At 68.8% G+C, this 24968-nt stretch carries 25 protein-coding genes and 1 riboswitch; of the genes, 14 read left to right on the top strand and 11 right to left on the bottom strand.

Annotated elements, in window-relative coordinates; all coding sequences use genetic code 11:
* Positions 1 to 3: 3 nt before the first annotated feature.
* Positions 4 to 1152: a serine hydrolase domain-containing protein gene (locus F4561_RS30870; protein ID WP_184585207.1), complete on the bottom strand. Its 1149-nt coding sequence runs from the start codon at positions 1150 to 1152 to the stop codon at positions 4 to 6.
* A 132-nt stretch (positions 1153 to 1284) separates the two neighbouring features.
* On the opposite strand from F4561_RS30870, the gene sigJ reads away from it, so the two are divergent.
* Complete coding sequence (sigJ, locus tag F4561_RS30865; RefSeq protein WP_184585206.1) at positions 1285 to 2175, top strand: RNA polymerase sigma factor SigJ; 891 nt, start codon at positions 1285 to 1287, stop codon at positions 2173 to 2175.
* A 21-nt stretch (positions 2176 to 2196) separates the two neighbouring features.
* Here the strand turns inward: sigJ and F4561_RS30860 are convergent, their stop codons facing one another.
* The gene (locus F4561_RS30860; RefSeq protein WP_184585205.1) at positions 2197 to 2661 is read right to left on the bottom strand and encodes a MarR family winged helix-turn-helix transcriptional regulator; all 465 of its coding nucleotides are present in this window, start codon (positions 2659 to 2661) and stop codon (positions 2197 to 2199) included.
* A gap of 115 nt (positions 2662 to 2776) precedes the next feature.
* Here F4561_RS30860 and F4561_RS30855 point away from each other — a divergent pair, with 115 nt between their 5' ends.
* Both F4561_RS30855 and F4561_RS30850 read left to right on the top strand, forming a co-directional pair.
* A complete protein-coding gene (locus F4561_RS30855; RefSeq protein WP_184585204.1) occupies positions 2777 to 3118 on the top strand; it encodes a VOC family protein in 342 nt (113 codons plus the stop codon).
* A gap of 245 nt (positions 3119 to 3363) precedes the next feature.
* Entirely contained in the window at positions 3364 to 3894 is a 531-nt protein-coding gene (locus F4561_RS30850) for a S1 RNA-binding domain-containing protein (RefSeq protein ID WP_312885750.1), read from the top strand.
* Between the two features lie 412 nt (positions 3895 to 4306).
* Here the strand turns inward: F4561_RS30850 and metE are convergent, their stop codons facing one another.
* Both metE and F4561_RS30840 read right to left on the bottom strand, forming a co-directional pair.
* On the bottom strand, positions 4307 to 6595 hold the full coding sequence (gene metE, locus F4561_RS30845) for a 5-methyltetrahydropteroyltriglutamate--homocysteine S-methyltransferase (protein ID WP_184585203.1): 2289 nt from the start codon (positions 6593 to 6595) through the stop codon (positions 4307 to 4309).
* Between the two features lie 143 nt (positions 6596 to 6738).
* A riboswitch (cobalamin riboswitch) is annotated at positions 6739 to 6976 on the bottom strand.
* A gap of 88 nt (positions 6977 to 7064) precedes the next feature.
* Entirely contained in the window at positions 7065 to 7835 is a 771-nt protein-coding gene (locus tag F4561_RS30840) for an IclR family transcriptional regulator (protein WP_184585202.1), read from the bottom strand.
* A 183-nt stretch (positions 7836 to 8018) separates the two neighbouring features.
* Between F4561_RS30840 and F4561_RS30835 the strand changes: the two genes are divergently transcribed.
* From F4561_RS30835 to F4561_RS30815, 5 genes are all read left to right on the top strand, one after another.
* Entirely contained in the window at positions 8019 to 8975 is a 957-nt protein-coding gene (locus tag F4561_RS30835; RefSeq protein WP_184585201.1) for a tripartite tricarboxylate transporter substrate binding protein, read from the top strand.
* Positions 8968 to 9429 carry a tripartite tricarboxylate transporter TctB family protein gene (locus F4561_RS30830; protein ID WP_184585200.1) on the top strand — a complete coding sequence of 154 codons (462 nt, stop codon included), beginning with the start codon at positions 8968 to 8970 and terminating at the stop codon, positions 9427 to 9429. Before F4561_RS30835 ends, F4561_RS30830 begins: the two co-directional genes overlap by 8 nt.
* The gene (locus F4561_RS30825; protein ID WP_184585199.1) at positions 9426 to 10928 is read left to right on the top strand and encodes a tripartite tricarboxylate transporter permease; all 1503 of its coding nucleotides are present in this window, start codon (positions 9426 to 9428) and stop codon (positions 10926 to 10928) included. Before F4561_RS30830 ends, F4561_RS30825 begins: the two co-directional genes overlap by 4 nt.
* A gap of 63 nt (positions 10929 to 10991) precedes the next feature.
* Complete coding sequence (locus F4561_RS30820; protein WP_184585198.1) at positions 10992 to 11990, top strand: sugar kinase; 999 nt, start codon at positions 10992 to 10994, stop codon at positions 11988 to 11990.
* A 45-nt stretch (positions 11991 to 12035) separates the two neighbouring features.
* Positions 12036 to 12692: a bifunctional 4-hydroxy-2-oxoglutarate aldolase/2-dehydro-3-deoxy-phosphogluconate aldolase gene (locus F4561_RS30815; protein ID WP_184585197.1), complete on the top strand. Its 657-nt coding sequence runs from the start codon at positions 12036 to 12038 to the stop codon at positions 12690 to 12692.
* Positions 12693 to 12909: 217 nt separating this feature from the next.
* Here the strand turns inward: F4561_RS30815 and F4561_RS30810 are convergent, their stop codons facing one another.
* Complete coding sequence (locus F4561_RS30810) at positions 12910 to 13971, bottom strand: serine hydrolase domain-containing protein (protein ID WP_221446397.1); 1062 nt, start codon at positions 13969 to 13971, stop codon at positions 12910 to 12912.
* A gap of 169 nt (positions 13972 to 14140) precedes the next feature.
* Between F4561_RS30810 and F4561_RS30805 the strand changes: the two genes are divergently transcribed.
* The gene (locus F4561_RS30805; protein WP_184585196.1) at positions 14141 to 14866 is read left to right on the top strand and encodes a GbsR/MarR family transcriptional regulator; all 726 of its coding nucleotides are present in this window, start codon (positions 14141 to 14143) and stop codon (positions 14864 to 14866) included.
* Positions 14867 to 15436: 570 nt separating this feature from the next.
* Here F4561_RS30805 and F4561_RS30800 read toward each other — a convergent pair.
* The 3 genes from F4561_RS30800 to F4561_RS30790 form a co-directional block, all read right to left on the bottom strand.
* The gene (locus F4561_RS30800) at positions 15437 to 16615 is read right to left on the bottom strand and encodes a serine hydrolase domain-containing protein (protein WP_221446396.1); all 1179 of its coding nucleotides are present in this window, start codon (positions 16613 to 16615) and stop codon (positions 15437 to 15439) included.
* Positions 16616 to 18207: 1592 nt separating this feature from the next.
* Positions 18208 to 18567, bottom strand: coding sequence for a hypothetical protein (locus F4561_RS30795; protein ID WP_184585195.1), 360 nt, complete (start codon positions 18565 to 18567; stop codon positions 18208 to 18210).
* Between the two features lie 35 nt (positions 18568 to 18602).
* Positions 18603 to 19619, bottom strand: coding sequence for a gluconolaconase (locus F4561_RS30790; RefSeq protein WP_184585194.1), 1017 nt, complete (start codon positions 19617 to 19619; stop codon positions 18603 to 18605).
* Between the two features lie 783 nt (positions 19620 to 20402).
* Here F4561_RS30790 and F4561_RS30785 point away from each other — a divergent pair.
* Entirely contained in the window at positions 20403 to 20558 is a 156-nt protein-coding gene (locus F4561_RS30785; RefSeq protein WP_184585193.1) for a hypothetical protein, read from the top strand.
* A 57-nt stretch (positions 20559 to 20615) separates the two neighbouring features.
* On the opposite strand, the gene F4561_RS30780 is transcribed toward F4561_RS30785, so the two are convergent.
* Complete coding sequence (locus F4561_RS30780) at positions 20616 to 21614, bottom strand: helix-turn-helix transcriptional regulator (protein ID WP_184585192.1); 999 nt, start codon at positions 21612 to 21614, stop codon at positions 20616 to 20618.
* A gap of 63 nt (positions 21615 to 21677) precedes the next feature.
* On the opposite strand from F4561_RS30780, the gene F4561_RS30775 reads away from it, so the two are divergent.
* A complete protein-coding gene (locus F4561_RS30775; protein WP_184585191.1) occupies positions 21678 to 22814 on the top strand; it encodes an epoxide hydrolase family protein in 1137 nt (378 codons plus the stop codon).
* 45 nt (positions 22815 to 22859) lie between these two features.
* Here the strand turns inward: F4561_RS30775 and F4561_RS30770 are convergent, their stop codons facing one another.
* Positions 22860 to 23042, bottom strand: coding sequence for a DoxX family protein (locus tag F4561_RS30770; protein ID WP_184585190.1), 183 nt, complete (start codon positions 23040 to 23042; stop codon positions 22860 to 22862).
* 25 nt (positions 23043 to 23067) lie between these two features.
* On the opposite strand from F4561_RS30770, the gene F4561_RS34205 reads away from it, so the two are divergent.
* Positions 23068 to 23520 (top strand): hypothetical protein, encoded by a 453-nt coding sequence (locus F4561_RS34205; protein WP_246438194.1) that lies wholly within the window; start codon positions 23068 to 23070, stop codon positions 23518 to 23520.
* Positions 23418 to 23675 carry a hypothetical protein gene (locus F4561_RS34200; protein WP_512698665.1) on the top strand — a complete coding sequence of 86 codons (258 nt, stop codon included), beginning with the start codon at positions 23418 to 23420 and terminating at the stop codon, positions 23673 to 23675. The genes F4561_RS34205 and F4561_RS34200 overlap by 103 nt, the downstream gene beginning before the upstream one ends.
* Positions 23676 to 23812: 137 nt before the next feature.
* On the opposite strand, the gene F4561_RS30755 is transcribed toward F4561_RS34200, so the two are convergent.
* A complete protein-coding gene (locus F4561_RS30755) occupies positions 23813 to 24304 on the bottom strand; it encodes a beta-class carbonic anhydrase (RefSeq protein WP_184585189.1) in 492 nt (163 codons plus the stop codon).
* Between the two features lie 227 nt (positions 24305 to 24531).
* Between F4561_RS30755 and F4561_RS33510 the strand changes: the two genes are divergently transcribed.
* Positions 24532 to 24663 (top strand): hypothetical protein, encoded by a 132-nt coding sequence (locus F4561_RS33510; RefSeq protein ID WP_281384311.1) that lies wholly within the window; start codon positions 24532 to 24534, stop codon positions 24661 to 24663.
* Positions 24664 to 24968: the final 305 nt, after the last annotated feature.

Here is a 24968-nt window from a genome sequence, read left to right as displayed (position 1 = left end):
TCCTCAGGACGGCGTGGCCGCGTGGTGGACCGCGGCGGCCAGCCGGTCGTGCTCGGGGTAGGACCAGTTGAAGGAGAAGCGGCGGCGGGTGTAGCCGAAGGCGATGCCGCTGACGGGATCGGCGAAGGATTCCGAGCCGGCCGAGCCGTTGTGGCCGAACGCGTTCGCGCTCAGGAACGGGTAGCGCAGGCCCTTGGCCTCGAATCCGAGGGTGTAGCTGCCCTGGCCGCCCCGGATCAGGTCCGCGCCGGCGGAGTGGAGCTGGGCGAACTCGCCGAGAGTGTCGGGCTTGAGCAGTGGGGCCCGGCCGTCCACCCCGAAGACCGCGGCCGCGTACATCCCGGCCAGTCCTCGGGCGTTGCCCACGCCGCCGGCGGATGCCTGGCCCAGCGCGCGCACCCGCCGGGTGTTGGCGAAGGCGACCTGATCCAGCGGCGGGGTGGAGTTGAGGCCATAGGCGACCCCGAGCAGGCTGTGCGGTCCCGGGACGCTCGCCCAGAAGGCGGCGAGCTCGTCCGCGTCGGCCAGCCCGGGCAGCACGTCCCGATACCGGCCCTCCAGCGCTTCCGGTAAACCGAGATACAGGTCAAGCGCGTAGGGCTCCCGCACCCGCTCCTCGAAGATGTCCTGGAGGGAGCGGCCGGTGGCCCTGCGGACCACCTCGCCCACGATCGCGAACGCCACGAACCCGCCATAGCCGTAAGCCGAGCCCGGCCGCCAGAAGGGCCGCTGCCCGGACAGCCGCGCCGCGATCACCTGGTCGTCGGCGAGTTCGTCGGCGGTGAGCCCGCCCTCCACGCCGATCACACCGGAACGGTGGGTGAGCACGTCCCGCAGTGTGATCCGGTCCTTGCCCGCGGCGGCGAACTCCGGCCAGGAGTGTGCGACGGCCTGGTCCAGCGCCAGTACGCCGTCCTGCACCAGCAGCGCCGCCACCAAGGCCGCCGCACCCTTCGTCGAGGAGTAGACGCCGGTCAGAGTGTCGGCGCTCACCTCGTCCCCGGCCCACAGGTCGACCACTTTCCGGCCGTGGACATAGGTTGCGAGCTGGGCGCCGGACTCGCCGTCCTCCTCGGCCACCACGGCGGCGAACTCGTCGCGCACCGCTTCGAAACCGTCGGCCACCATCCCGTGCACGTCGATCTTGCTCATCGCTTGCTGCTCCGATCGTCGATGTGTTCGGAGGCATGACGGACGGGCTGCGGGAAGTGTGACCGGCTCTCTGTGTCACATCGCGGGCTTTCCGTCCGTCATGGCCGCGAGCATCGACACCAAGGGGCGATCATGAACGAACTCGACTTCCTTGCCGAGCGGTTCGAGGAACACCGCGCGCACCTGAAGGCGGTGGCCTACCGGATGCTCGGCTCCCTGGCCGAATCCGACGACGCCGTCCAGGAGGCATGGCTGAGGCTCACCCGCTCCGAGGCCGACAAGATCGACAACCTCGGCGGCTGGTTGACTACCGTCGTCGGCCGGGTCTGCCTGGACGTACTGCGCTCACGCCGGCTGCGGCGCGAGGAGCCACTGGAGTCCCGCCTGCCGGACCCGGTCGTCAGCGAGGAGAACGGCGCCTGTCCCGAACACCAGGCGCTGGTCGCCGACTCGGTGGGGCTGGCGCTGCTGGTGGTGCTGGAATCGCTGGACCCGGCCGAACGGTTGGCATTCGTCCTCCACGACATGTTCGGTATGCCGTTCGAGCAGATCGCCCCGATCGTGGACCGCACACCGAGCACGGCCAGGAAACTCGCCAGCCGCGCCCGCCGGCGGGTTCGAGGCCAGCCACCCGTCCCCGATCCCGACCCGGTCGCTCAACGTCGCGTTGTCGACGCGTTCCTGACCGCCGCGCGCGGCGGAGACTTCGACCGGCTGCTGGTCATTCTCGATCCCGACATCGTGCTGCGCGCCGACAGCGGAAGCGCGTTCCCCGGCGGCATGAAGGTCCTGCGCGGCGCCGAAGCCGTGGCCGGTCAGTTCGCCACCTTCCAGCGCATGGCCACTATCTCCGTCGCTCGCCCTGTACTGGTCAACGGAACGTCCGGGCTGCTGACCACCGTCGACGGCGAACTCAACTCGATCATGAACTTCACCATCGCCAATGAAAAGGTCGTCGCGATCGACATCCTCTCCGACCCCGACCGTTTGGCCGACCTCGACCTCACTGGTCTGGAGCCTTGACTCTCGCCCCGCCGCCGGTGGTTAGCTCTCAGGAGTCTGGGTGGGGGACGCGGCCGCGGCGGCGCAGGCGGCAAGGTCGTCGCGTAGTCGGCGCTGGTCAGCCGCGGACAGTGGCGAGAACATCTGCTGTTCGACGGCCCGGACGGCGGCGCTGGCGGCGCGCAGCTCCTCTTGCCCGGCGGGAGTGAGCTGGGTGGGCAGCGCCCGGCCGTATTCGGCCTGGTCGGGTCGGGTGAGCATGCCTCGGTCCTGCAACCCGCGCAGCACCACGTGCATGGACTGGCGGGTCACGAACGCGCCACGGGCGAGCTCGGAGCTGGACAGTCCCGGACGCTGACCGAGCAGCTCCAGGCAGGCGTACTGCGCCACGGTCAGCCCGAGGGGACGCAGCGCCTCCTCCATCGCCGTGCGCAGCGCCGCATGGGCCTGCTTGAGGACGTAGCCCGGTGATTCTTCCAACGGCCCAACCGACTCGTCTTGACTCATGTCAGCATTCTTACATACAGTCCTTGATGTCAGGACTTTGACACATGACTGCGCGCCTCGGCGAGGCGCCGCGGACCGATCCGAGCAAGCCCCATCCGTACGAGGAGGCAGGAACATGAGTGGCGAGATCGTCTACTTCGAGGTGCCCGGCAACAACGTCGAGGCGACCCGGGAATTCTGGGGAACGCTGTTCGGCTGGACGTTCACCGAAAGCAACTTCCCCGGATACTCGATGATCCACGGCCCCAGCCCCATGGGTGGTACGCCGCACGGAGACTCAGGGCAGCATCCGCGGGTCTACTTCGGCGTCGACGACATCGCGGCCGCGACCGCGCGTGTGCGAGAGCTCGGCGGCACCGCGGCCGAGCCGGTCACCATCCCGGCCGGAGCGTTCGCCAACTGCGCCGACGACCAGGGCGTCGAGTTCAGCCTCTTCGAGGCAGCTCCCAGCCAGTGACCCCGGGTACTTCACGCACGACGAGCCGGCTACCGACTCCCCGGACACCAACCAGGGTGGGGATCGCGCCACGTGACGCCCAGCGAGTGGGGCGCAGGAAGGCGGGCGAGATCCCGGCTTCTCCTCACCGAGAATCCAGGGGGCGGAGGCGTTCCCCTACGAGGCTTCCCGGCCAGAGCACAGCTCATCATGAAAGGCTGGGCTGCATGGGCTGGCCATCTGAAAACCCAGAGCTCTAGGCGTTCCTGGAATCACTGCACCGCGGAGAGATCCTTTCCGGCACCGTCACAGCGATCGAACCGTTCGGCGTGTTCGTGGCGCTGGACGACAGCCCCGACCACCCGGTCTTCCCCGGCGTCGGGGTCATCACGATCTCCGAACTGTCCTGGCGGCACATCGAAACGGCTTCCGATGTCGTTCAGACAGGACAGCGCGTCTCATGCGAGTTCCTCCAGTTCGACACTTGGAACCTGGAGGCCAAACTGTCCTTACGAGTGATGCGGCCCGATCCCTTCCACGCGTTCGCCGACCGCAATGCGGTGGGGCGAAAACTACATGGACAGGTCACCAAGCTGGCCCCGTTCGGCATCTTCGTTCAGGTCGCCGATGGAATCGTAGGGCTGGTCCGCCTGCAAGAGCTCACATGGACGCCCGTGGAAGCTCCGTCGGATGTCGTCCAGGTCGGCGACGAGGTCGCGGTCGTCGTCACCGAAATCGACCGGGAGCGACGCAGGCTGGTCCTCTCCCGACGACAGGCCTCATCCGACCCCCGGTGACTCCTCTGTGTTCTGGTGACACGGTTCCCCCGCGAGAACGCTCCGCAGCGCCTGCCCGGTGAAGGGAAGTACCCGCCCCAACCCGGCGCACCTATACGGCCGCAGCACTCGCCACCGCGGCACGCGTTCAACCTCTCCGCCCGTATACGCGAAGGGAGGCCAGGTCCCGGGGTGGGGAAGTCCACTTCCTGGCCGGTTCGCCAGCGGCTGGCTCGAGGGTGATGCCTCGGGCAGCGAACCAGGTGGCGCATTGGGGGAAGCCGGAGCATTGAGTGCGCAGGGGCCGCGTGATTCGTGCGTGCGGCGTCCGGGCCTGGACCGCCCCCGCCCGGACGACAAGCCCGGACGGGGGCCATGGGCCGCGGATGGTGTGGGACGCACGGGACAGAGGGTACCGCCCGCGGCCCTGTGGTTACCGCGCCATGGGACGGACCGTCTCCGCCGCGGCGACCATGTTCGTCAGCGCGGCTTCGATCTCGGCGTAACCGCGTGTTTTCAGCCCGCAGTCGGGGTTGACCCACAGCCGTTCGGCGGGAACAGCCTCCAGTGCGGCGCGCAGAAGGTCGGCGACCTCTTGGGGCTCGGGGACCCGTGGCGAGTGGATGTCGTAGACGCCTGGTCCGACTCCGCGGGCGAAGCCGACCGCGTTGAGGTCATCGAGCACCTCCATGCGGGACCGGGCCGCCTCGATGCTGGTGACGTCGGCATCGAGCGCGACGATCGCATTGATCACGTCACCGAACTCCGAGTAGCACAGGTGCGTATGGACCTGGGTCGAATCAGCGATCCCGGAGGTGGCCAACCGGAACGCCTCCACCGCCCAGTCGAGGTACCGCTTGTGCTGCACTGCTCGCAGTGGGAGCAGCTCCCGCAGCGCCGGCTCGTCGACTTGGACCATGCGGATCCCGGCGGCCTCCAGATCATGCGCCTCATCGCGGATGGCCAGCGCGACCTGCTTGGCCGTAACCGCCAACGGCTGGTCGTCGCGCACGAACGACCACGCCAGGATGGTCACCGGCCCGGTGAGCATGCCCTTGACCGGCTTATCGGTGAGGTGCTGGGCATAGGCGGCCCACCCGCTGGTGATCGCCTCGGGCCGCCAGACGTCGCCGAACAGGATCGGCGGACGCACGCACCGCGACCCATACGACTGCACCCAGCCGTTGTCGGTGGCGACGAAGCCCTCCATGTGCTCGGCGAAGTACTGCACCATGTCGTTGCGCTCGGGCTCGCCGTGCACCAGGACGTCCAGCCCGAGCTGCTCCTGGAGCCGGATCACCCGCGCGATCTCCTCGCGCATCCGCTGGTTGTACGCGGCCTCGTCGATGCTGCCAGCGCGCAGCGCGGCACGGGCTCTGCGGACATCGCCCGTCTGGGGAAACGACCCGATGGTGGTTGTCGGCAAGGGCGGCAACCGTAGTGTCTTCGCCTGGGCCGCGCGCCGTTTCCCGTAATCCGGGCGGCGCGCATGCTCGGGCCGCAGCCCGTCCAGCCGCGCTCGCACCCGGTGGTTGCGCACCCGATCCGCGTGCGCCCGGTTGGTGACCGCGGCCCGCGCCGCGGCCAGCTCATCGGCGACCGCGTCACGTCCGTCGCGCAGCGCACGCCCCAGCGTGACCACCTCGCCGACCTTCTGTTCGGCGAAGGCCAGCCACGATTTGACCTGCGGATCGACCCGGGTCTCGGCCTCGACGTCGTAGGGCACGTGCAGTAGGGAGCACGACGTGCTCACGGCCACCTCGCCGGCCGAGCCCAGCAGGGTCGCGGCCGTGGACAGCGCCGCGTCGAGATCGGTGCGCCAGACGTTGCGGCCGTCAACCACCCCGGCCACCAGCGTCTTGTCCCGCAGGCCACGCAGCGCCGGCAGCGTGTCCACCGCCGAGTGCCCGGCGACGAGATCCACCGCCAGCGCCTCGACCGGCGACGATGCGAGGACACCGAGTGCCTCGCCGAGGTCACCGAAGTATCCGGCCACGAGCAGGTTCGGGCGCTCATCGAGGTCACCGAGCCTGCGATAGGTACTGCGCAGCGCCTCCAGTTCCGCCGGTGAGCGGTCGGCGGCGAAGGCCGGTTCATCGAGCTGGACCCACTGCGCACCGGCGCGTCGCAGCTCACGCAGCAGCTCCGCGTATGCGTCCAGCAGCTCGTCGAGCGTGTCCAGCGGCTGGAACGACGCGGGGGCATCCGCGTCGGGTTTCGACAACAGCAGGAACGTCAGCGGCCCCACCACCACAGGGCGGGTGGACACCCCCAGTTCCCGAGCCTCCCGGTACTGCTCAACAGGGGTCCGGTCAGCCAGCGAGAACCGCGTGCCCGGACCGATCTCCGGCACCAGGTAGTGGTAGTTGGTGTCGAACCACTTCGTCATCTCCAGCGGCGGCGCGGACTCCACACCCCGCGCCATAGCGAAATAGGTGTCCAACGAGTTCAGTCCCAGGTCCACGTAGCGCGGCGGGACCGCGCCGAACGTGACCGCCGTGTCCAGAACCTGGTCATAGAACGAGAACGTGTTCCCCGGAACCGAGTCCAGGCCGGCACCGTCGAGTGCGCGCCAAGTGTCGGCCCGCAACTGGCGCGCCACTTCACGCAGCTCCGCCTCGCTGCTGCGCGACGCCCAATAAGCTTCCAGGGCGCGCTTGAGCTCCCGGTTCGGGCCGATCCGCGGATAGCCCAGTACCGTCGATCCGATCGTGCTGGTCAATGACCTCTCCTCCGCGAGGCTCGACAAAACGGACGCCGAGGTCCACACGGAGGGCGCACGAGCCAGCAGGCCCCGAAGCGGTAGCCGCCAGGGCTCGCCGTCCGCCAGGTCCTCCCGCGAGACCTCGGACCTACGCACACCGGCTGGTGCACGTGCCAGTGGCAGGTCTTCGGACTCGCGGGCACCTCCCAGCCAACAGCCGGGCACTCCTACTATCCGTCGCTTCCCGGACACCACCGGTCCAGTGCTGTGCCAGTCCGCGAGGACTGGCGACGGGGTTCGTTCCCACTCACCGCTGCGGGGCAGTCCCGGACTCACACCGGGTTCCCTCTTGCCTCGTCCGCCACAGCCCCTGGTCAGACCAACGACACGCAAGCGAACGAACCACCAGCGCATCCAGACTAACGCCCCAATGCCGATCGCCGACACGGCGGGGGAGCGCGCCGGTCACCCCCTCTTCGGGGCGTGACTACATCCGCGCACCCAGTTCCTCCGAGGCGCGTCGGCCCGCGTCGCGGACCATCGGTCCGAAGCGGTCCAGCGCGTCGTCCGTCATCCGGATCTCCGGGCCCGCGATGCTCATCGCCCCCACCACCTGCATCTCCCAGTCGAACACCGGGGCGCCCACGCAGCGGATGCCCAGCTCGTTCTCGACGTCGTCGACCGCCCAGCCGCGTTCCCGGACCCGCCTCATCTCGGCGCGCAGCTCGTCGGCGCCGATGATGGTCGCGGCCGTTTTCCGCTCCGGGCCCGACGCCACGACCTCCTCCAGCACAGCGTCACCGGACCAGGCCAGCACCGCCTTGCCGAGCCCTGTGCAGTACAGGGCATTGGTGGTCCCGATGCGGGAGTACATCCGCACCGGCCAGCGCGCCTCGCACTTGTCGATGTAGACAATCTGCAACCCGTCGCGCACCCCTAGGTGGCAGGTCTCCCCACACTCAGCGGCGAGCTCCCTGAGTACCGGCAGACACACTTCGCGGATGTCGACGCCCTCCAGGAAGGCGCTGGCCAGCGGGAGCACCCCGTGCGCTATGCGGTAGCGGCCGGCGGGCGCGTCGAAGCGCACCAGCCCGGCCTCGGCCAGTGCCGCGACAAGCCTGTGCACAGTCGGCTTGGGCATGTCCGTGCTCTCGGCCAGCGTCGCCAGGTTCAGTCCCGGCGGGTGATCGGCCAGCAGTTTCAGCACCTGCACGCCTTTGACCAGGGCTTTTGGGCCAACCTTCTCCGCGCTCGCCACTGCAGTCTCGCTTTCGTGCCCGTCTCTGTCCCGGCGTACCTCACACCCTAGAACCGCGGCCGCGCCGCCGGTCACACGCACGGTCCGCACCGATATGGAGGGCCTTCCGCGCCATTGACGATTTTTGAAACGCCATATTAATCTTACTCGATCTTGCCTACGAAGCTTTCACGGAGGACAGGGATGCGTACGCGTAAGCTCGCCCTGATCCCACCCCTGGTCCTGCTGGCCGCGGGATGCGGACCGGCGGCCAGCGGCGGCTCCGGCTCGGGCGGCGCGGTGGAGATTGTCGTGCCCTACGCCGCCGGCGGAGGCACCGACCAGACCGCCCGCCAGCTCGCCACGGCGGCCGAGAAGACCTGCGGATTCAACACGGTGGTCAGCAACAAGGAGGGCGCCGGCGGAGCCATCGGCTTCCAGGCCGCCGCCGACGCCGACCCGGACGGGTCGACGCTCGGCATCGTCACGGCGGAGGTCGCGATGTTGGCGCATCGGGGCGTGACCGATGTGACGCCGGACGACATGGACGGCGTCCTCCAGTACAACTTCGACCCCGCCGCGCTCACCGTGGACGCGGGCAGCGACTACGACTCGGTGCACGACGTGATCGAGGCAGCGGACCGCGGAGCGGGCGCCACGATCGGTACCTCCGGCGCCGGTTCGATCTGGGAGGCCGCCGCCAAAGGGCTCGCCGCGGAAGAGGGCGTGGAGATGACCTACGCGCCCTTCGAGGGAGCGGCACCGGCCATCACCGCCGTCCTCGGCGGTCAGGTGGACGCGACCACCGTCTCCGGTGCCGAGGTCCGGGCCCAGGTCGAGTCCGGTGAGCTGAACAGCCTCGCCGTGATGGGTGAGGAACGACTGAGCTTCCTTCCGGACACCCCGACCCTGCGTGAGGAGGGCATCGACTGGATCTCCGGCACCTGGCGCGGGGTGGCCGTCCCGGAGGGCACACCACAGGAAACCGTTGCCGAGTTGGAAACGTGCTTCAACGAGGCGGCCCGCTCCGAGGCGTTCACCTCGTTCATGGAGAAGGGCGGCTTCGGGGTGAGGTACCGGGGCGCCGAGGAGTTCGACTCGTTCATGGATGCGGAGTACGAGCACTTTGGCCAGACCATGGGCGGTGCGGGGAATGAGTAGCCAACGCAGCGCCGACCTCGGTGTCGCCTGCGGCACCATCGTGGTGGCTGTGGCGATCGCCGCCACCGCCCTCGGGTTCCCCTCCAGTACGCAGCGCGGCGACCCCGGGGCCGCACTGTTCCCGCTGCTCATCGCGGCGACGTTGGTGGTTCTGGGCGTGATACGCGTGTTCCGGCCCGCACCCGCGGAGCAGGACGAGGACCGGACCGGCCCGGTGCTGCCGGTGCTCGGCATGCTGGCGGTCGGCATCTTCTCCGTCTGGGCGATGTCCTGGGTCGGTTTCATTCTCGGTGCGATTGCCCTGCTCGTGGGGGGCGCGCTGCTGGCTGGTGAACGCCGGTGGCTGCGGATCGGCGTCTACGCGGTCGCGACACCGCTGATCGTCTACGCGCTGTTCGTGTGGGCCCTTGAACTGCAGCTGCCCGCCGGCCCGTTGGAGGCGATGCTGGTATGAACGACTGGCTCATCGGGCTGGACGCGGTCCTCAGCGTCGGTGCGCTGTCCATGATCGCGCTGGGCGTCGCCATCGGCCTCGTCTGCGGCGCTCTTCCCGGGCTGACCGCCACGATGGCGGTCGCTCTGCTGCTGCCGGTGACATTCAGCCTCGATCCGCTGCCCGGCATGATGTTGCTCGTCGGTGTCTACGGCGGGACCCTTTACGCCGGTTCGATCCCGGCGATCCTGCTCCGGGCTCCGGGCACGCCCTCGGCCGCGGCCACTGTGATCGACGGCTACCCCATGAGCCGCCAGGGCAAGGCCGGTCAGGCGCTGACGGTCTCCCTTGTGGCCTCGGTGGTGGGTGGGCTGGTCGGCACCGTGCTGCTGGCATTGTTCGCTCCGCAGCTGGCGTCGGTGGCGCTGGTCTTCGGACCACCCGAGTACTTCATGGTCGCCGTCCTGGCACTGGCGGTCATCGCCTCGATCAGCGCAGGGAAGCTGTCCAGCGGCTTGCTCAGCGGCATGCTCGGGGTGGCCATAGGCGTGGTGGGAATGGATCCGATCGAGGGGTTCCCCCGGTTCACTTTCGGCACGACCGAGCTTACGGCCGGGATCCCCTTTATCGCTGTGCTGATCGGGCTTTTCGGCATCTCAGAGGCGTTCACCCAAATCGCCGGGACCGAGCAGGGCGGCCGAGCCGAGCCTCCCCCGGTCGGCCGGTTCACGTTGGGCCCGCGGTGGCTGCGCCGGCTGGGCCCGGCCACGGGCGGTTCCTCCCTGATGGGCTTCTTCATCGGCCTGTTGCCGGGCACCGGCGGCGATGTGGCCTCCTACTTCGCCTACAACGAGACGCGCCGCTGGTCCCGGCGGAGCGGCTTCGGCAAGGGGGAGCCGAGCGGTGTCGCCGCCGCGGAGTCGGCCAACAACGCCTCCACATCCGGTGCCCTGGCCCCGACGCTGGTGCTGGGTATCCCCGGCGACAGCGTCACCGCGATTCTTATCGGCGCTCTCACCGTGCACGGGCTCCAGCCCGGCCCGCAGCTCTTCGAGGGGTCGCCGGACCTGATCTACGGCACCATGCTCGGATTGATCCTGACCTACCTGGCGATCCTGCCGCTGGGTCTGCTGGGCATCCGCCTGTGGCCGATGCTCAAGGCCACCCCGACCGCATTGCTGTGGCCGGCGGTGATCATGGTGTCGCTGGTGGGCGCCTTCGCTCTGCGGCTGAGCCTGGTGGACGTGGGCATAGCGCTGGCTGCCGGCGCACTGGGTTTCGCGCTGACCCGCGGCGGCTACCCGTTGGCGCCGATGGTGATCGGGCTCATCCTGGGCCCGATGGCCGAGTCCAACCTGCGCCTGTCCCTGATCATCTCCGGGGGCAGCCTGGACTGGCTGGCGCGGCCGATCCCGATCGCCATCCTGCTGCTGATCGCGGTCGCCGTCGTCGCGACGAAGCTGGCCACCCGCCGGGCGGCGCAGCGGCCCGAGCCCGCCCCGGTCGGCGAGGAGCGTTAGCGCGGCATCGTCGATCCGCGGAGCATCCGGCCCTGCCCTGAACGGCCAAGGAGACACGTCCCCATGTCACGCGTACCCACGCTGCCCGACCAACCCGCACGGGAGCGCTTTGACGCCGTCTGCGTCGGCGAGACCATGGTCCTGCTCACCCCCGACTCGGGGACACCGCTGGCGCAGCGCCCCAAGCTGTCCATGGAGGTCGGCGGCGCCGAGTCGAACGTCGCCTGCGGGCTGGCCCGCCGTGGCCACCGGGCGGCCTGGGTGAGCAGCGTGGGTGCCGACCCCTTCGGCCGGGTCGTCACCGACACCCTGGTGTCCCACGGCGTTGACACCGGGCTGGTGCGCGTCGACCCCCACCGTCCGACCGGCATGTACCTCAAGGACCCCGTGGACTCGGGGACGCGGGTGCACTACTACCGGTCCGGTTCGGCGGCGGCCGCGATGGGGCCGGAAGTAGCCGACGCCGGGTGGGCGAGCACCAGCCGACTGATCCACCTTTCGGGGATCACCCCGGCCTTGTCGGCAACGTGCGCCGCGCTGGTGGAACGACTCGTCACAGAGCGTCCACCAGAAGGGCGGCCCACCGTCGTCTTCGACGTGAACTACCGCCCGAGCCTGTGGAGCCGGCGGGACGCGGCCGCGCCCCTTTCCCGGTTGGCCGGAGCGGCCGACATCATCCTCGTCGGGCTGGACGAGGCCAAGACCCTCTGGGGAACGGACCGCCCTGATGCGGTGCGGGCCCTGTTCCCCGATGCGGCCTGTCTGGTGGTCAAGGACGCCGACGTTGGGGCCACCTGCTTCACCGCAGAGGCGAGCACGTTCGTGCCAGCTCTCGACGTGAAGGTGGTGGAGGCGGTCGGCGCGGGCGACGCGTTCGCCGCCGGATTCCTGTCCGGGCTGCTCGATGGGCGCCCCGTACGCGACCGCCTGCGGCTGGGGCACATCCTGGCCGGCTCCACCCTGCAAAGCGTGCGGGACCTCGCCGCGTTCCCCGTGCGCGACGAGTGCGAGCGCATGCTCGCACTCAGTGAGCCCGAGTGGACGGCCCTGCGCCTCACCTGAACCGCCACTGGCCCTGATCGCCTGACACGAAGGAGAACCGCCCCCATGCCATCGACTCCGGAGAACCCCGACCGTACCCCTGCCTCCAATGGGGGTGGAGGCTTCGCCGAGCTGTTCGCCGACCAACACGTCATGGCCATCCTGCGGGGGATGCCCGAACAGGAGACCGTCGCCTACGCCCGCCGCGCCTGGGACCTCGGCATCGACCTGGTCGAGGTCCCGGTGCAGACCCCCGACGCCCTGCCGTCGCTGCGCGCCGCGGCCGCCGCCGCGGCCGAGCGCGGCCGTCGCGTCGGGGCCGGCACGGTGATCGCCGCAGAGCAGGTGGAGGCCGTGGCGCGGGCCGGCGCCGCTTTCACCGTGGCACCGGGCTTCGACCCGCAGGTGATGCGGCTATCGGCCGAGGCCGGCATCCCGCACCTGCCCGGGGTGGCCACCGCCGGCGAGATCCAGTCCGCGCTGGCACACGGCGTCACCTGGCTCAAGGCGTTTCCCGCCGCGTCCCTGGGCCCCGGATGGTTCTCGGCCATGGCCGGGCCGTTTCCCCAGATCCATCTGGTGGCGACGGGCGGCGTGGACGCCCGTAACGCTTCCGACTACCTCGCCGCCGGCGCCCACGCGGTCGCGGTCGGTTCGGCGCTGGCCGACCCGCATCAACTGGACGCGCTCGCCGACCTGATCCGCCCCGCCGGACAGACCTGACGGCGGCCTTCCCAGTCACGGCCGACGGGCGGCCGTGACCGTTCAAATCCGACCCTGCCAGGCGGTCGCCGGTCATCAGTGGAGTGGTACAGCGCGGTCAGCAGAGTGTCCAGGTCAGCGTCCACCAGGTCGCCATGATCAGCTCGGGGGAGCAGCGCTGATCATCGACACCCTGCAGCCGTCTGCGAGCACTGGATCCATACGGAGTCAAAATCGTCTAGCGGCCGAACGCGGTCTCCGCGAGCTGGGTGAAGGCGCCGAGCAGGTTGCCCCAGTCGCCGTTGAGGTTGGCCGTCAGGCGGTGGCGGCCGTCCTTGGTGCCCAGCGAGAGGGTCCACGTACCGGTGATCGCGCCGCCGTTGCCCCATACGGTGATGCCGCTGGGCAGGGTTTCGGTGTAGATGCCGAGGCCGTATCGCGTGTTCGGGAGCCAGCCGGCGCCCTCGGTGGAGGTAGTCGTCAGCAGTTCCTGTTGCTGTTCGGGCGGGAGGAGCCGACCGCCGAAGAGGAGGCCGAAGAAGCGGTTGAGGTCGCCGAGCGAGGAGACCATGCCACCGGCGGTCCATGCCTTGGACGGGTGCAGTTCGGTGGCGTCGTAGACGGGGCTGCCCGGTTCGGTGAGCAGAGCGGTCGTGTAGTTGCGCGCGTGTGGCTCGCGGATGGTGGTCTCGTCGCCTGGCAGGTAAGTGTCTTTCAGGTCGAGTGGCTGGGCGATGCGCTGCTGGAGCTCGTCGGCGAACGAGTGTCCGGTGACTCGTTCGACGATCATCCCGGCGAGGATGTAGCCGGTGTTGTTGTATCGCCAGCCCGTCCCCGGCGCGCACGCGGGCGGATGGGACAAGGCGACCCTGGCGAGATCCTCGGGCCGGTAGCGCTCGTAGCGATGCTCCAGGAACGCCGGACCGGTCTCGGCGGCTACCAGCTCGGGCTCCATCGAGTAGAGGTACAAGCCGTCGGTCATGGCGAGCAGTTGCCGGATGGTGATCGCACTGCCGTCGTTGCCGTGTCCCCGGACCAGACCGGGGAGCCATTTCTCCACCGAGTCGTCCAGGCTTAGCCGTCCCTCCGCGGCGAGCTGCAACGTGATGGTAGAAGTGAATGTCTTGGTGGCGCTGCCGATGCGGAAGTGCTCCTCGCGGCGACGCGGCTTCTTGGTCTCTATGTCGCCGACTCCGGCCGCGCCGAACCACGTGTCGCCGTCTTCGGTGCGGACTTCGGCGATGATGCCCGGAACACCTTCCTCGGCCACTACGCGGTCGAGCTGCTGTTGAAGCACCACGCGAATCCCCCTGGGATCACATTCGGTGGTTGAGAACGAGCGCAGCCTAATAGTGCATTACTTATTTCTTCAAAAGCGGGCTTTTCGATTCGAGTTACTATTCTGCAGGTCAACCGCACTAAATCGTTGCGTCGGTTAGACTTTTATTGCAATACGGAGGTGTACCACGATGCCCGGTACGCGGCTCACTCGCCGAGACCGTCGAGTCATCGCCACGGGCCTGGCCGACGGGCTCGGCTACGCCGAGATCGCGCGCAGGCTGGCCCGGCCGACTTCCACAATCAGCCGCGAGATCACACGTAACGGGGGTCCCGCCGGCTACGACCCCGACCTGGCCCACCGAGCCACGAAACGGCGCGCGCGCCGACGCAAACCCGCCCCGGAACCCGCAACGAGTCCAGGCCGCCACACCCCGGAAACCGTCCGCGCCTTCGAGCAGCAACTGGCCACAACCCTCGTCCACACCGGACTGTCCCGCATGCCCGCGAGGGTGCTCGCCGCCCTGCACACCACCGACGAAGGATCCCTGACCGCGGTGGAGCTCGGGCAGCACCTGCGGGTCAGCTCGGCGTCGGTCTCCAAGGCCATCGGACACCTTGAAGGGCAAGGGATAATCCGACGCGAACACGTCCCTCGGCGACGGGCCGAACGTTACGTCGTCGATCCCGACGCGTGGTTCCAGGCACTGCTGGCCAGCGCTCAGCGAAACCACCAGCTCGCCGACACCGCTCGCCAGGGAGCCGACCTCCTCGGCTCCACGACACCGGCCGGCGCCCGCCTATACGCGCTGAGCCGCTTCCACCAACAGGTCACCAACGACATCACGGACCGGGCCCGCCGCTGGCGACACATACTCACCGAAGCACCGCAGCGGTCATCGTCCACTCGTATGTGAGTGCCCCGTGTGTACTCGGGCGCGGGCCGGTCGGCTGGCCGCCCCCCGCATTTCCTCGGCACACCGGGCGCGGATCACCTCACGTACCGGGCCGGCGGTGGCCGTGCGGCCCGTCCAGCCCTCAAGCGCCCCCAAGGTGCCGCCAACCGGATTCTCGCTCATCTCGGCCTCGAAGAGCCCTCCGCGGCGGAAAAGCCCGCGATGCCTCATGCCCCGACCACCGCTGAGGTCCCGCCCCCGCACCTCCAAGCCGCCACCACACCGACAAACACCGGAACCGGGAAGTCCGCCACCTCTCATCCGCACGGCTTCCGGCCAGGCATCCCCGCGGATGCCGCGGAAACCGAGCCCCCATGGCCTGTCACAAGCCGCACACTGACTTGTGCATCAGCGCCTTGTAGACAATCTCGTGCTGGTCCTCTCTCCTCGCATGCACACGATCGCGGCCCCGCGGCCGCAGCCACAGGGCCACAATCCTCCGCAGCCTCCCAGACAGCGTGCTGGGAACCAGGCACGTCAACCGGATACGTCGGCACGGGTACCGCGGGCGGAGCACGATCTACACGGTCGCTACTTCCCCGGCCGCCCCGGCTTCCCCTCGCCGGGGTGATCCGGCGGACAGTACGCCGCGTCCAGCAGCGCGTCCCGGGCGCCGGGCGGGGCGTTCTCCAGCTTGTGCAGGCTCGCCGCGTAGACGAACTGCCGCCCGTCCTCGGCCTGGGTCATGCCGCTGACGTAGGCGACCTCGGTGCCTCCGTGGCCGAACACGCTCTCGCCGCAGTCCAGCTTGTACTCGATCAGGCCCAGACCGTACGCGCTGTCCTCGCCCCCGGTGTCGACCGTGTCCTTCATGGCCTCCAAGGACTCGGAGCTCATGAGGTCACCGCCGAGCAGCGCGGTGAGGAAGCGTCCGAGGTCGGCGGTTGTGGAGATCATCTCGCCCGCCGCCCAGCCGATCGAGGGGTTGTACTCGGTGGCGTCGCGGTAACCCTCGCCTTCGACCGGTGTGTACCCGCGGGCGTGCGGGTCGGGAAGGGTGTGGTCGGTCCCGGGCAGGCTCGTGTCGTTGAGGTCGAGGGGGTCGAGAATGCGGGCCCGGATCTCGTCGCCGTATGCGTTGCCGGTGAGACGTTCGATGAGCATCCCGGAGACGATGAAGTTCGTGTTGGAGTAGTGCCAGCCTTCGCCCGGCTCGAAGTAGGGATCGTTCTCGAACGCGGCACCGAGGAGCTCCTCCGGGTGGTAGGTGGTGAACCGGTCATCCCCGCGCCAGCTGCCGATCTCGTAGCCGGGCACACTGCTGTAGTTGTACAGGCCGCTGGTGTGGTTGAGAATCTGGCGCACGGTGATCGCCTCCCCGTTGGGGACCGTGCCGGGCAGATGGCGCTCGACCGGGTCGTCGAGGCTCAGCGCGCCCTCGTCGACGAGCTGCAGGAGCACGGTGGCCACGAAGGTCTTGGTGTTGCTTCCGATACGGAAATGGCCCTCCGGGTCGGCGGGGCCGCCGGATTCGAGATCGGACACGCCGGCGCTGCCGCTCCACTCCTTTTTGCCGCCGCCGGTGCGGGCGATGATGGCCGTGGCCGCTTCGGACGAAACCAGCTCGTCCATGTGGGCGCGTATCTCCTTGGAACGCGGCGGTCCTCCCTTGTCGGCCTGGGCCGGGACCTGTGCCAGCCCGAGCGCGAGCCCCGCGGCGACGGCGGTGGCGGTGCCGCGTCGGGTCATCGACCCGAGTCCGTGTCGCATGATGGGTTGTTCCTTCCAGTGGTGAACGGTGCGCATCCCCGGGCGGCGCGGAAGCGCTTCGCCCTTCGGGGAGACCGCGATTACACCAAGTGGCGGCCCGCCACCGAATCCCTATTGGGGCGGGATCGCACTCTGCACTTCGGCATAGGGCGGCCGCCGGCCCGGACCACCGGCAGCGGTGTGAGGGCGACCAGGGCACTGGACGCCGCGATGATGAGGCCGTCGGTGGCCAGGCTGCGCAAGAACATCACCGGTAGCAGAAGCATCATGACCAGGCCGGTCGCGATCGCCGCCGCGCCAGCGCGATCATCGCCTGAACGTGCTTGATCCCTTCGCTCCGCGTGCGCGATCATCCGCCGACTGTGGACCGACGCCGTACTGTTGGACTTCCACGGCGGCTACCACCGGCTGAGGGGTACGTTCTGCTGCCCGCGCTGACACGCGGCCGCGGTGCCGCCGCGGGTCTCTTCTCCCTGTTGCGCGGGTATCTGGGCAGGCCGCACACACCCACGATTCCCCGCCTCTACCGGATCCTGGCCGACCTCTGGGATCCCGTCTTCTCCATGCGTGCTGACGCGGGCTCGGCAGGTGACGACGATTCGGTCGCCGATTCCCCACCGCCGCTGCTCACACCCGAGACCATCGATACCGCGTCCAACGCTGCCCGTCAGGCCGGCCTTCCCGCTCGGTCGCCGGCCTTGATCGCTGCCTGCCACGTCCCCATGGCAGCAGCACCGCGATACAGCAACAGGGGGCAGAGCTGCGTCAGCTCGCGGCTCTGTGGGCCTACTCCCCAGGAGATTGCAGCGCAGACGAGCAAGTGGATGGCGACCTCGGGGGTCTTCTCCTCGGCCCGCGCGCCGCCGCCGATGCCGACGGCCCCTTTGCGATTGCCGGGATGGTTCGGAGACGCCCTGATCGTCGTCCCGCACCCTGACGCACTCGCCGATGCCGACGCAGAACCCTGTACTCACGTCCAGTTGCCCGCGAAGGAGGGCAGCGATGGCGCTAACCCGAGCTGACCACACCGATATCGGTAGGCCGGGCGGCGACGCGGTCGATGGGCGCCAGGACTCCGTCCAGGATCAGAGAGGCCTTCATCGATGCGGTGCGGGCGGCCTGGGCGAGGCCGGGGCCGGGGCGGCCAGGGTTTGGCGTCCCGGGTTCAACCGCCGCCACCGCGTGCCCGCTCCTGGCGGTTCTCATGCGGGCGGGCGGCCAGGAGGCGCGGGGCCGCGCTGGACACATCGATACCGGCGGGGTGGACGAGCAGGCGGAGCCTCTGGTGGTAGCGGTGATCGTGGTTGAGCACCCATCTACCAGGGGATTATTGCCCCCAGCCCTTCGGAGCAGGTGGGCGTCGTGACCTGCACCGTCATGTTGGGAACAGCTCAGGTCCACGCATCGTGGCCGGTGCAGCAATTCCCGTAAGCCATTGTTCCAATCATTCGATCATTCCCCGCCGCGTCGTGACACCCGACGACGCACGCCTCACCGACACCGACGGCGTGGAAGACCGGGGTGGCCGCGTGTGCGGAAGTGCCCGGCAGGGGGCCGCTGAGCGGCCCCCTGCCCTCGGGGTGGCTTGTGCGTCACCCCTCCTGCTCTGGGCGTTGCCTATCCGGAAGATCCGCCCGCTCTGGAGGCTCCGGCAGATCGTCTTCGCTGATCGTCACGTGCATGTTCTCGGATGCCGCTCCCTTGGCCGAGGCCGCCATGCCAGCCGTCGAGGCGGGGTTCTGGCTGGCTTGCCGCTGATCGCCGGCCATCTCCTGGCTATTCTGGAACAGGGAGGAGATGTAGTTCATGACGGTGAGCGCCTCAGGCGATTTCTGCCGCACGATGTGCGAGGTGTCCGTAGCGCCGGGAATGTTCGTGTGGACGTCTCGGGCAGTCTGCTCGGCGGAGCCGGATTCATTCGCTCCGCCGTTGAATATGTTTTCGAACGACACGGCTTTCCCCTTTGATCTCCTCGGTGGACGTACGGTCATCCCTTGTAGAGCGGCTGGTCTTCATAGTGGAGGCTCTCATAGTCGAATACGGTGTGCTCTCCCGCGAGGGTGGAGACGATCTCGGCTTCTCCGTATTGAGTGAAAGGCTTGCCTTCGTCGGAAATACCGAGATCGCTCATTTTCTTCGCGACGACATGGGAGTAGTTCGGGGGGCGGTCCTGCGGAGGGGACTCCCGGACATATACCGGTTCGGGATAGTACAAGGCGACATACCCACCGAAGTCGATGGGGAACTCGTAGTCGAATTGCTTCACCTGGCGCCGCTGCGTGGACCTGACATCCACCCGGCTGCCGACCCTGCCCCTTAGCGTCGACCGCGATGTCCACGAAGTGGTTAGTGAACCACTGACCTCGGCGGTGATCCCGAGCATCAGTTGCGCCCATAGTTCCCCCGTGCCCGTGGCGGTACCCGTGGCCGTCGCCGTACTCGTCGATTCCGCCAGGTCCTCGATGTCGGCGCCCTGGCGGTCTTTGCTGTTGAGCACGGTCTTCTTCAGCGCTTGCTTGCTCTGCACGCTCTTCTGCAACTGCGACTGCAGTTCCGCGATGGTCTTCGCTCCGAAAGTGAGCTGCACCTGCCCCTGGAGCGACCAGCTGATCGTGTTCGAGATCGTGAACTCGACGGAGTGCTCCCATTCGGTGGGTTCGGGGTCGGTCGCGTTGACATAGGTCTGCAGGGAGATGAGGTCGGGAGCGGGCTGTTCGATGTCGCTGCGCTCTTCGATGCGCGGCACACCCACATTCATGTAGGAGAGCCACCCGCGCTGGTGCGCCGATTCTTCGTCTTGGGGGAAGTCACCGTATCGAACCTCGTTCAAGGAGAACCCGGTAGGGGCGATCCATTGCCCCTTTTCGGTGAGCTCCTTCGTGCTTTGTTCCAGGATGGAGGGCACCTTGGCGGCGATCTCCAACTCCTCCTGGTTGCGCGGTGTCAGCGGGTGGAGTATATACCTTTCGGTAATATAGGCCTTTCCCACCTTGTTCGTACCCATGCCCTTCAGACCTCCTCGCGCCGCAGAACCGAGTGGTGTGTTGGCAGCCGTCCGTTTCTTTGTCGGCGACGGGTTGAGTGGTTTTGGCGCAGTACGCCTTTGATCCCCGCTCTCGTACATCAATAGATCAGGGCGATTACAAGATTCGCCTCTCCTCTTACTCAGGGTCAAGTGCCTATCGATTGAGCCAATTTCGTGTGCCATGACCAAAGAGGCTGCCGTTGTAGACCATGGCAATGTGTGGTCTCAGGACACCCGAAACAGGGCTACACCGACTTCACGCTCACCCCTAACCCTGCGTTAGGGGGTCCGTGCCGCGGCGCGTACACCGCAAGCCCCGCTCGGGGGAACCACCCGCTGCGGCTCGGCGTCCGACACTGAGCGTCGCCGGTCGAAGGAAGAGGCACCCGCCGTGGACTACTTCGAGTCGCTGGGCCTGCCGACGGATGCGCCGCGTGCGGCGGTCGAGCGGGCGATCCTCCGTGAGCTGCTCCTGTGGCAGCGCCGTACCAACGCCGCGGATCTGGACCTGCGCCAGCAGGCCGAACAGCGCGTCCGCCACCTCACCGAGGCCCGCCGTGTGTTGCTGGAGGGCGAGGCCCACCGCGGGAGTCCGAACTGCGGCCCTCGGAGCATCGCGAACGGCCCTGGTCGGCCGAGCCGCGAGCCATCCCCGGGGTCGACCCCGTGTCGCCTCCGGACCAGCTCGACGTGGCGTCGACGGAAGAGTATCGGGCCGAGGTCGCGGAACCACCGCCCTCTCCCCCTGCTACCGAGTTGGCCATGCCCCTCCGAATGCGGATGATGCGCGCCGGCCCGGCCGTTCCCAGGAGCGGAGGCAGGTGGATCGGACTGGCCTTCGTGCTCTTCGTCTTCCTGATGGGCGTCGTGCCGATCGCTCTGGCCGTGCTTGAGACCGTTCTCGCCGCGACGCCGTGACCGGCCCCGTGCCGACGGCCGACGGGCCATCGACGGCACGGGCATCCTCCCGGGGTGCTACGCCTCACCCGGCTCCGGACCCGGCTCCCCGCCCCCGGCGACCGCGCGGGCGTAGCGGGCGGCGAGGGCGTCCAGGTGCTCCACCAGCTCCGGGGGCTCGTGCACCTCGAAGTCCAGGCCGAGCATGCCCAGGTGCACCGCGAGGGTCTCCAGGGTGTCCGCCCCGGTGTCCAGCACGCAGGACCCGGCGTCCACCGCCTCCACCACCCCGACCGCCGGGCTGATCCGCGCGGCGACCACCTCGGCCGGGGCGGCGACCGCCACCCGCGCCCGGTGGCGCCAGGCCGCCGCGGACACTCCGCGGGAGACGTGCGCCGCCACGTCTCCGCCCTCGGGCAGCTCGCGCGGCGTGAACCGCGGCCCGGTGGGCGTGCGCGGGGCGATCCGGTCCACGCGGAAGGTCCGCCAGTCCGACCGGCCGAGGTCCCAGGCGAGCAGGTACCAGCGGCGGCCCCAGTTGACCACCCGGTGCGGCTCGACGGTCCGCAGCGTGGCGGCTCCACGGTGATCGTGGTAGTCCATGCGCAGCCGCTCGGAGTCCCGGCAGGCCGCGGTCAGCGTGAGCAGCGTGTCCGCGTCGACCTGCGAGGCGGGGGAGTCGCTGGGCACCGGCACGGTGAAGTCCCGCAGCCCGGTCACCCGGCGGCGCAGCCGCGACGGCAGCACGCGCTCCAGCTTGGCCAGGGCGCGCAGTGCGGTCTCCTCGACTCCCGCCATCGACCCCTCGGCCGCGGTGCGCAGCCCCACGGCGACGGCGACCGCCTCCTCGTCGTCGAGGAGCAGCGGAGGCATGGCGGCACCGGCCTCCAGGCGGTATCCGCCGGTGGAGCCGCGGGTGCCGTGCACCGGGTAGCCGAGGGTGCGCAGCCGCTCGATGTCGGTGCGCACGGTGCGCCCGCTGACGTCGAGGCGTTCGGCGAGCTCGGCCCCGGTCCATTCGCGGGGCGTCTGCAGCAGGGACAGGAGCTTGAGCAGGCGAGCAGAGGTTTCCAGCATGATTTCAAGTCTGGCGGATCATTAGGAAGGAAATCTTCCTAATCGCTGCCTACTGTGCTGACCATGACGAACACGAACGGCACCACGGCCGACATCCGCCCCTTCCGCGTCGACGTCCCGCAGCGCGACCTCGACGACCTCGCAGACCGCCTGGCCCGAGTCCGCTGGACCGAGGAGCTGCCCGACGCCGGCGGCGACTACGGCGTGCCCGTATCCCAGGTGCGGCGGCGGGTCGACTACTGGCGCTCGCAGTTCGACTGGCGGGCCCTGGAGGGGCGCCTCAACTCCTATCCGCAGTTCACCACCGAGATCGACGGGGCGAACATCCACTTCCTGCACGTGCGGTCGCCCGAGCCGGACGCGTTGCCGCTGATCCTCACGCACGGCTGGCCCGGCTCGATCGTGGAGTACCTGGACGTCATCGGCCCGCTGACCGACCCCCGCGCATACGGCCGCGACCCGGGCTCGGCGTTCCACCTGGTGATCCCGTCGATTCCGGGGTTCGCCTTCTCCGGTGCGACCACCGAACGCGGCTGGAACCGCTACCGGGTGGCCCGCGCCTGGGCCGAGCTGATGCGGCGGCTGGGCTACGAGCGCTACGGTGCGGTCGGCAACGACGCCGGCTCGTTCATCGCCCCGGAGGTGGGGCGGGTGGACCCCGAGCACGTCGCCGGCGTGCACGTGACCCAGATCTTCTCCTTCCCCTCCGGTGACCCGGCGGAGTTCGAGGGCATGACCGAGGAGGAGATGGCGGCGCTGCAGCACTTGCAGTGGTTCCACGAGAACATGTCGGCCTTCAACCAGCTCCAGGCGCAGCAGCCGCAGACCCTCGCCCACGCGGTGGCGGACTCCCCGGCCGGCCTGGTCGGCTGGAACGGTCAACTGTTCGCCGACGAGGTCGGCGACGAGTTCGCCCTGGCCAACATCGCGATCTACTGGCTGACCGGCACGGCCGCCTCGGCGATGCGCTTCTACTACGAGGACGCCCACCCCGGCGAGGAGCCGAGGGAGCCGACCACGGTTCCGCTCGGCCTGGCCGGCTTCGCCGGGGACTTCCAGTCCATCCGGCGCTTCGCCGAACGCGACCACACGATGATCACCTCCTGGAACACCTACGACCGCGGCGGCCACTACGCCGCGCACGAGGCTCCAGACCTCTTCACCGCCGACGTGCGCACCTTCTACGCCGGTCTGCGCTGAGGCGGCTCGCGGCGCCAGAGTCGTCGGCCGGACACAGGCATGCGCTCACCGCGCGAGCGCCACGGTCAGCGCACCGATGGCCAGAGCGAGGAAGGTGCCCGGGAAGTAGAGGTTGTAGAGAACCCGGGCGCGGATGTGCGTGATCACGACGCCCACGTAGAACACCGCGAACCCGGTCGCGGCGGCGATGCCGATGGCGGGCGCGCCGAGCAGGCCGCGCCCGATCACGGCCAGGTAGGCGACGCTCGGGGCGGTGGACGCGACTGCGCCCGGCCTGGCCCGGTGTCTGCGGCCCGGCATGCTGCTGCTGGCCGACCGCGGCTTCGCCACGGCGCCCCTGGTCGCCGCGCTCGCCGCTCCCGGCGCCCAGCTGCTGATCCGCCGCAAGAACGGCCGCAGGCTCCCTGCGCTGGCCACCCTGGCCGACGGGTCGTTCCTCGCGCTGCTGGGCCCCACCCGGGTCCGCGTGATCGACGCGCGGATCACCGCCACCCTGGCCGGCGGCCATAGGCGAACCGGGGCCTACCGGCTGGTCACCACACTGACCGCCCCCACCGCTACCCGGATGCCGAGATCGTCCGGCTCTACCACCGACGATGGGAAATCGAGACCACCTACCTGGAGCTGGAGGCCACCATCCTGGGCGGCCGCGTCCTGCGAGCGCGCACCCCGGCCGGGATCGACCAGGAGATCTACGCCGCACTAGGTACTCGTCTCATCTGGTGTCCGAGGTCAGTAACCCGCGGCGGTGGGGTTCGTGGAACGCAGGGTTCCGGACGAGTTGTGGGAGCTGTTCCAGCGAGTGGTGCCGCCTGCGCCTTCGCGGCCGCAGGGCGGCGCTACGGAGACCGGAAAGTGTGAGCGGCGATCATCTTCGTAGCCACATCCGGCCGCACTTGGCGACGGTCGCCTCCCTCGTTGGACCCGTCGGGCCCCGACCACGCACGGTCTTCGCGTGCGGCCGTCACCCCTGGCGCCAGCCCCGAGCGTCGAAGCCGTCACCGGACCTCGCGCAACCTGCCGGTGCGGACTTCGTAGACAAAGCCGCGGATGGTGTCCTTGTGGACAAGGAGCGAGCTTTCCCGGATGCGGGCCACGGAGCGACGCACCTGCTCTTCCAGGTCGCTGAAAGCATGGAACGCGAAGGGGACCTCAGATCCTGTCTCGCTCTCTACTTGCCGTTTCAGCTCCTCATCCTTAAACGTGAGCATCCCGCACTCGGTGTTGTGCATAAGCATGATCTCTCGTGTCCCCCCGACACGCTGGGAAATGACGAGCGACCGGATCGTGTCCTCCGTGACTACCCCTCCGGCGTTCCGGATGACATGCGCGTCCCCCTCTTCGAGGCCGAGCATCTTGTAGATGTCAAGCCGAGAATCCATGCAAGCGATGACGGCCAGGCGCTTTCTCGGCGGCCGCGGAGGATCGAGGTCCTCGTACGCCGCCGCGAACGCAGCGTTCTTCTCCAGCACGTCGTCGATGGCGCTCATCGCTCTTCCTCCAGACATACGTCTCGTCACGGGCTCGACCGGGCGCGGCCTTGGAGCCATCGTCGCCAGCACCCCAGCCTGCATCACAAGAGACCGTAAGGAATTTCTCGGCCATATGGACTTTTACTCTGCCTTCTCGTTCTTGCGGGCTGTGACTACTGGGCTAACCAGCACAATTCCCGACCGTTCTGCCCCGGAGCCAGTTGAAGCGGAAGGAGTCGTGGTCGATGCCGACGATCTCTACCGCCGGGAGCAGCGGAGGCGGCTCGATCATCGACTACATCGTCGGCGTCGAGGCCGGCGCTGACACGACCCTCCCCGAGGGCTACACCACGCGGACTCTGCCCGCACCGTCGTAGCGCCGACCGCCTCCACGACAACCCCTACGGCGCCTCGGCTTCGTGGCGCCAACGTGTCACGGCCGCTGAGTTCGACGCCGAAACGCTGGAGGCATGGTTGGACAGCGACGGCGCCGACCAGATGACCGAGCTAGTGCGCTGGGCGCCCAGGGAAGCTCCCTGCGGGTGCGGGGACGACACAGTTGGAGATTCTGCGGCACGCCCCGGGTCTTGCCGCAAGGCCCCGGTGCGCTATCCAGTGAAAATGGAAGGGAGTATTTTCCTTTCTTCCCTTTACCGTCCACTGAGGACGGACGGTCTCCTCC

The sequence above is a fragment of the Lipingzhangella halophila genome (assembly GCF_014203805.1).
GTDB classification, from domain to species: Bacteria; Actinomycetota; Actinomycetes; order Streptosporangiales; family Streptosporangiaceae; genus Lipingzhangella; species Lipingzhangella halophila.
Note: the sequence above shows the minus strand (reverse complement) of the source record. Positions and strands in the feature narration are given on the sequence as shown.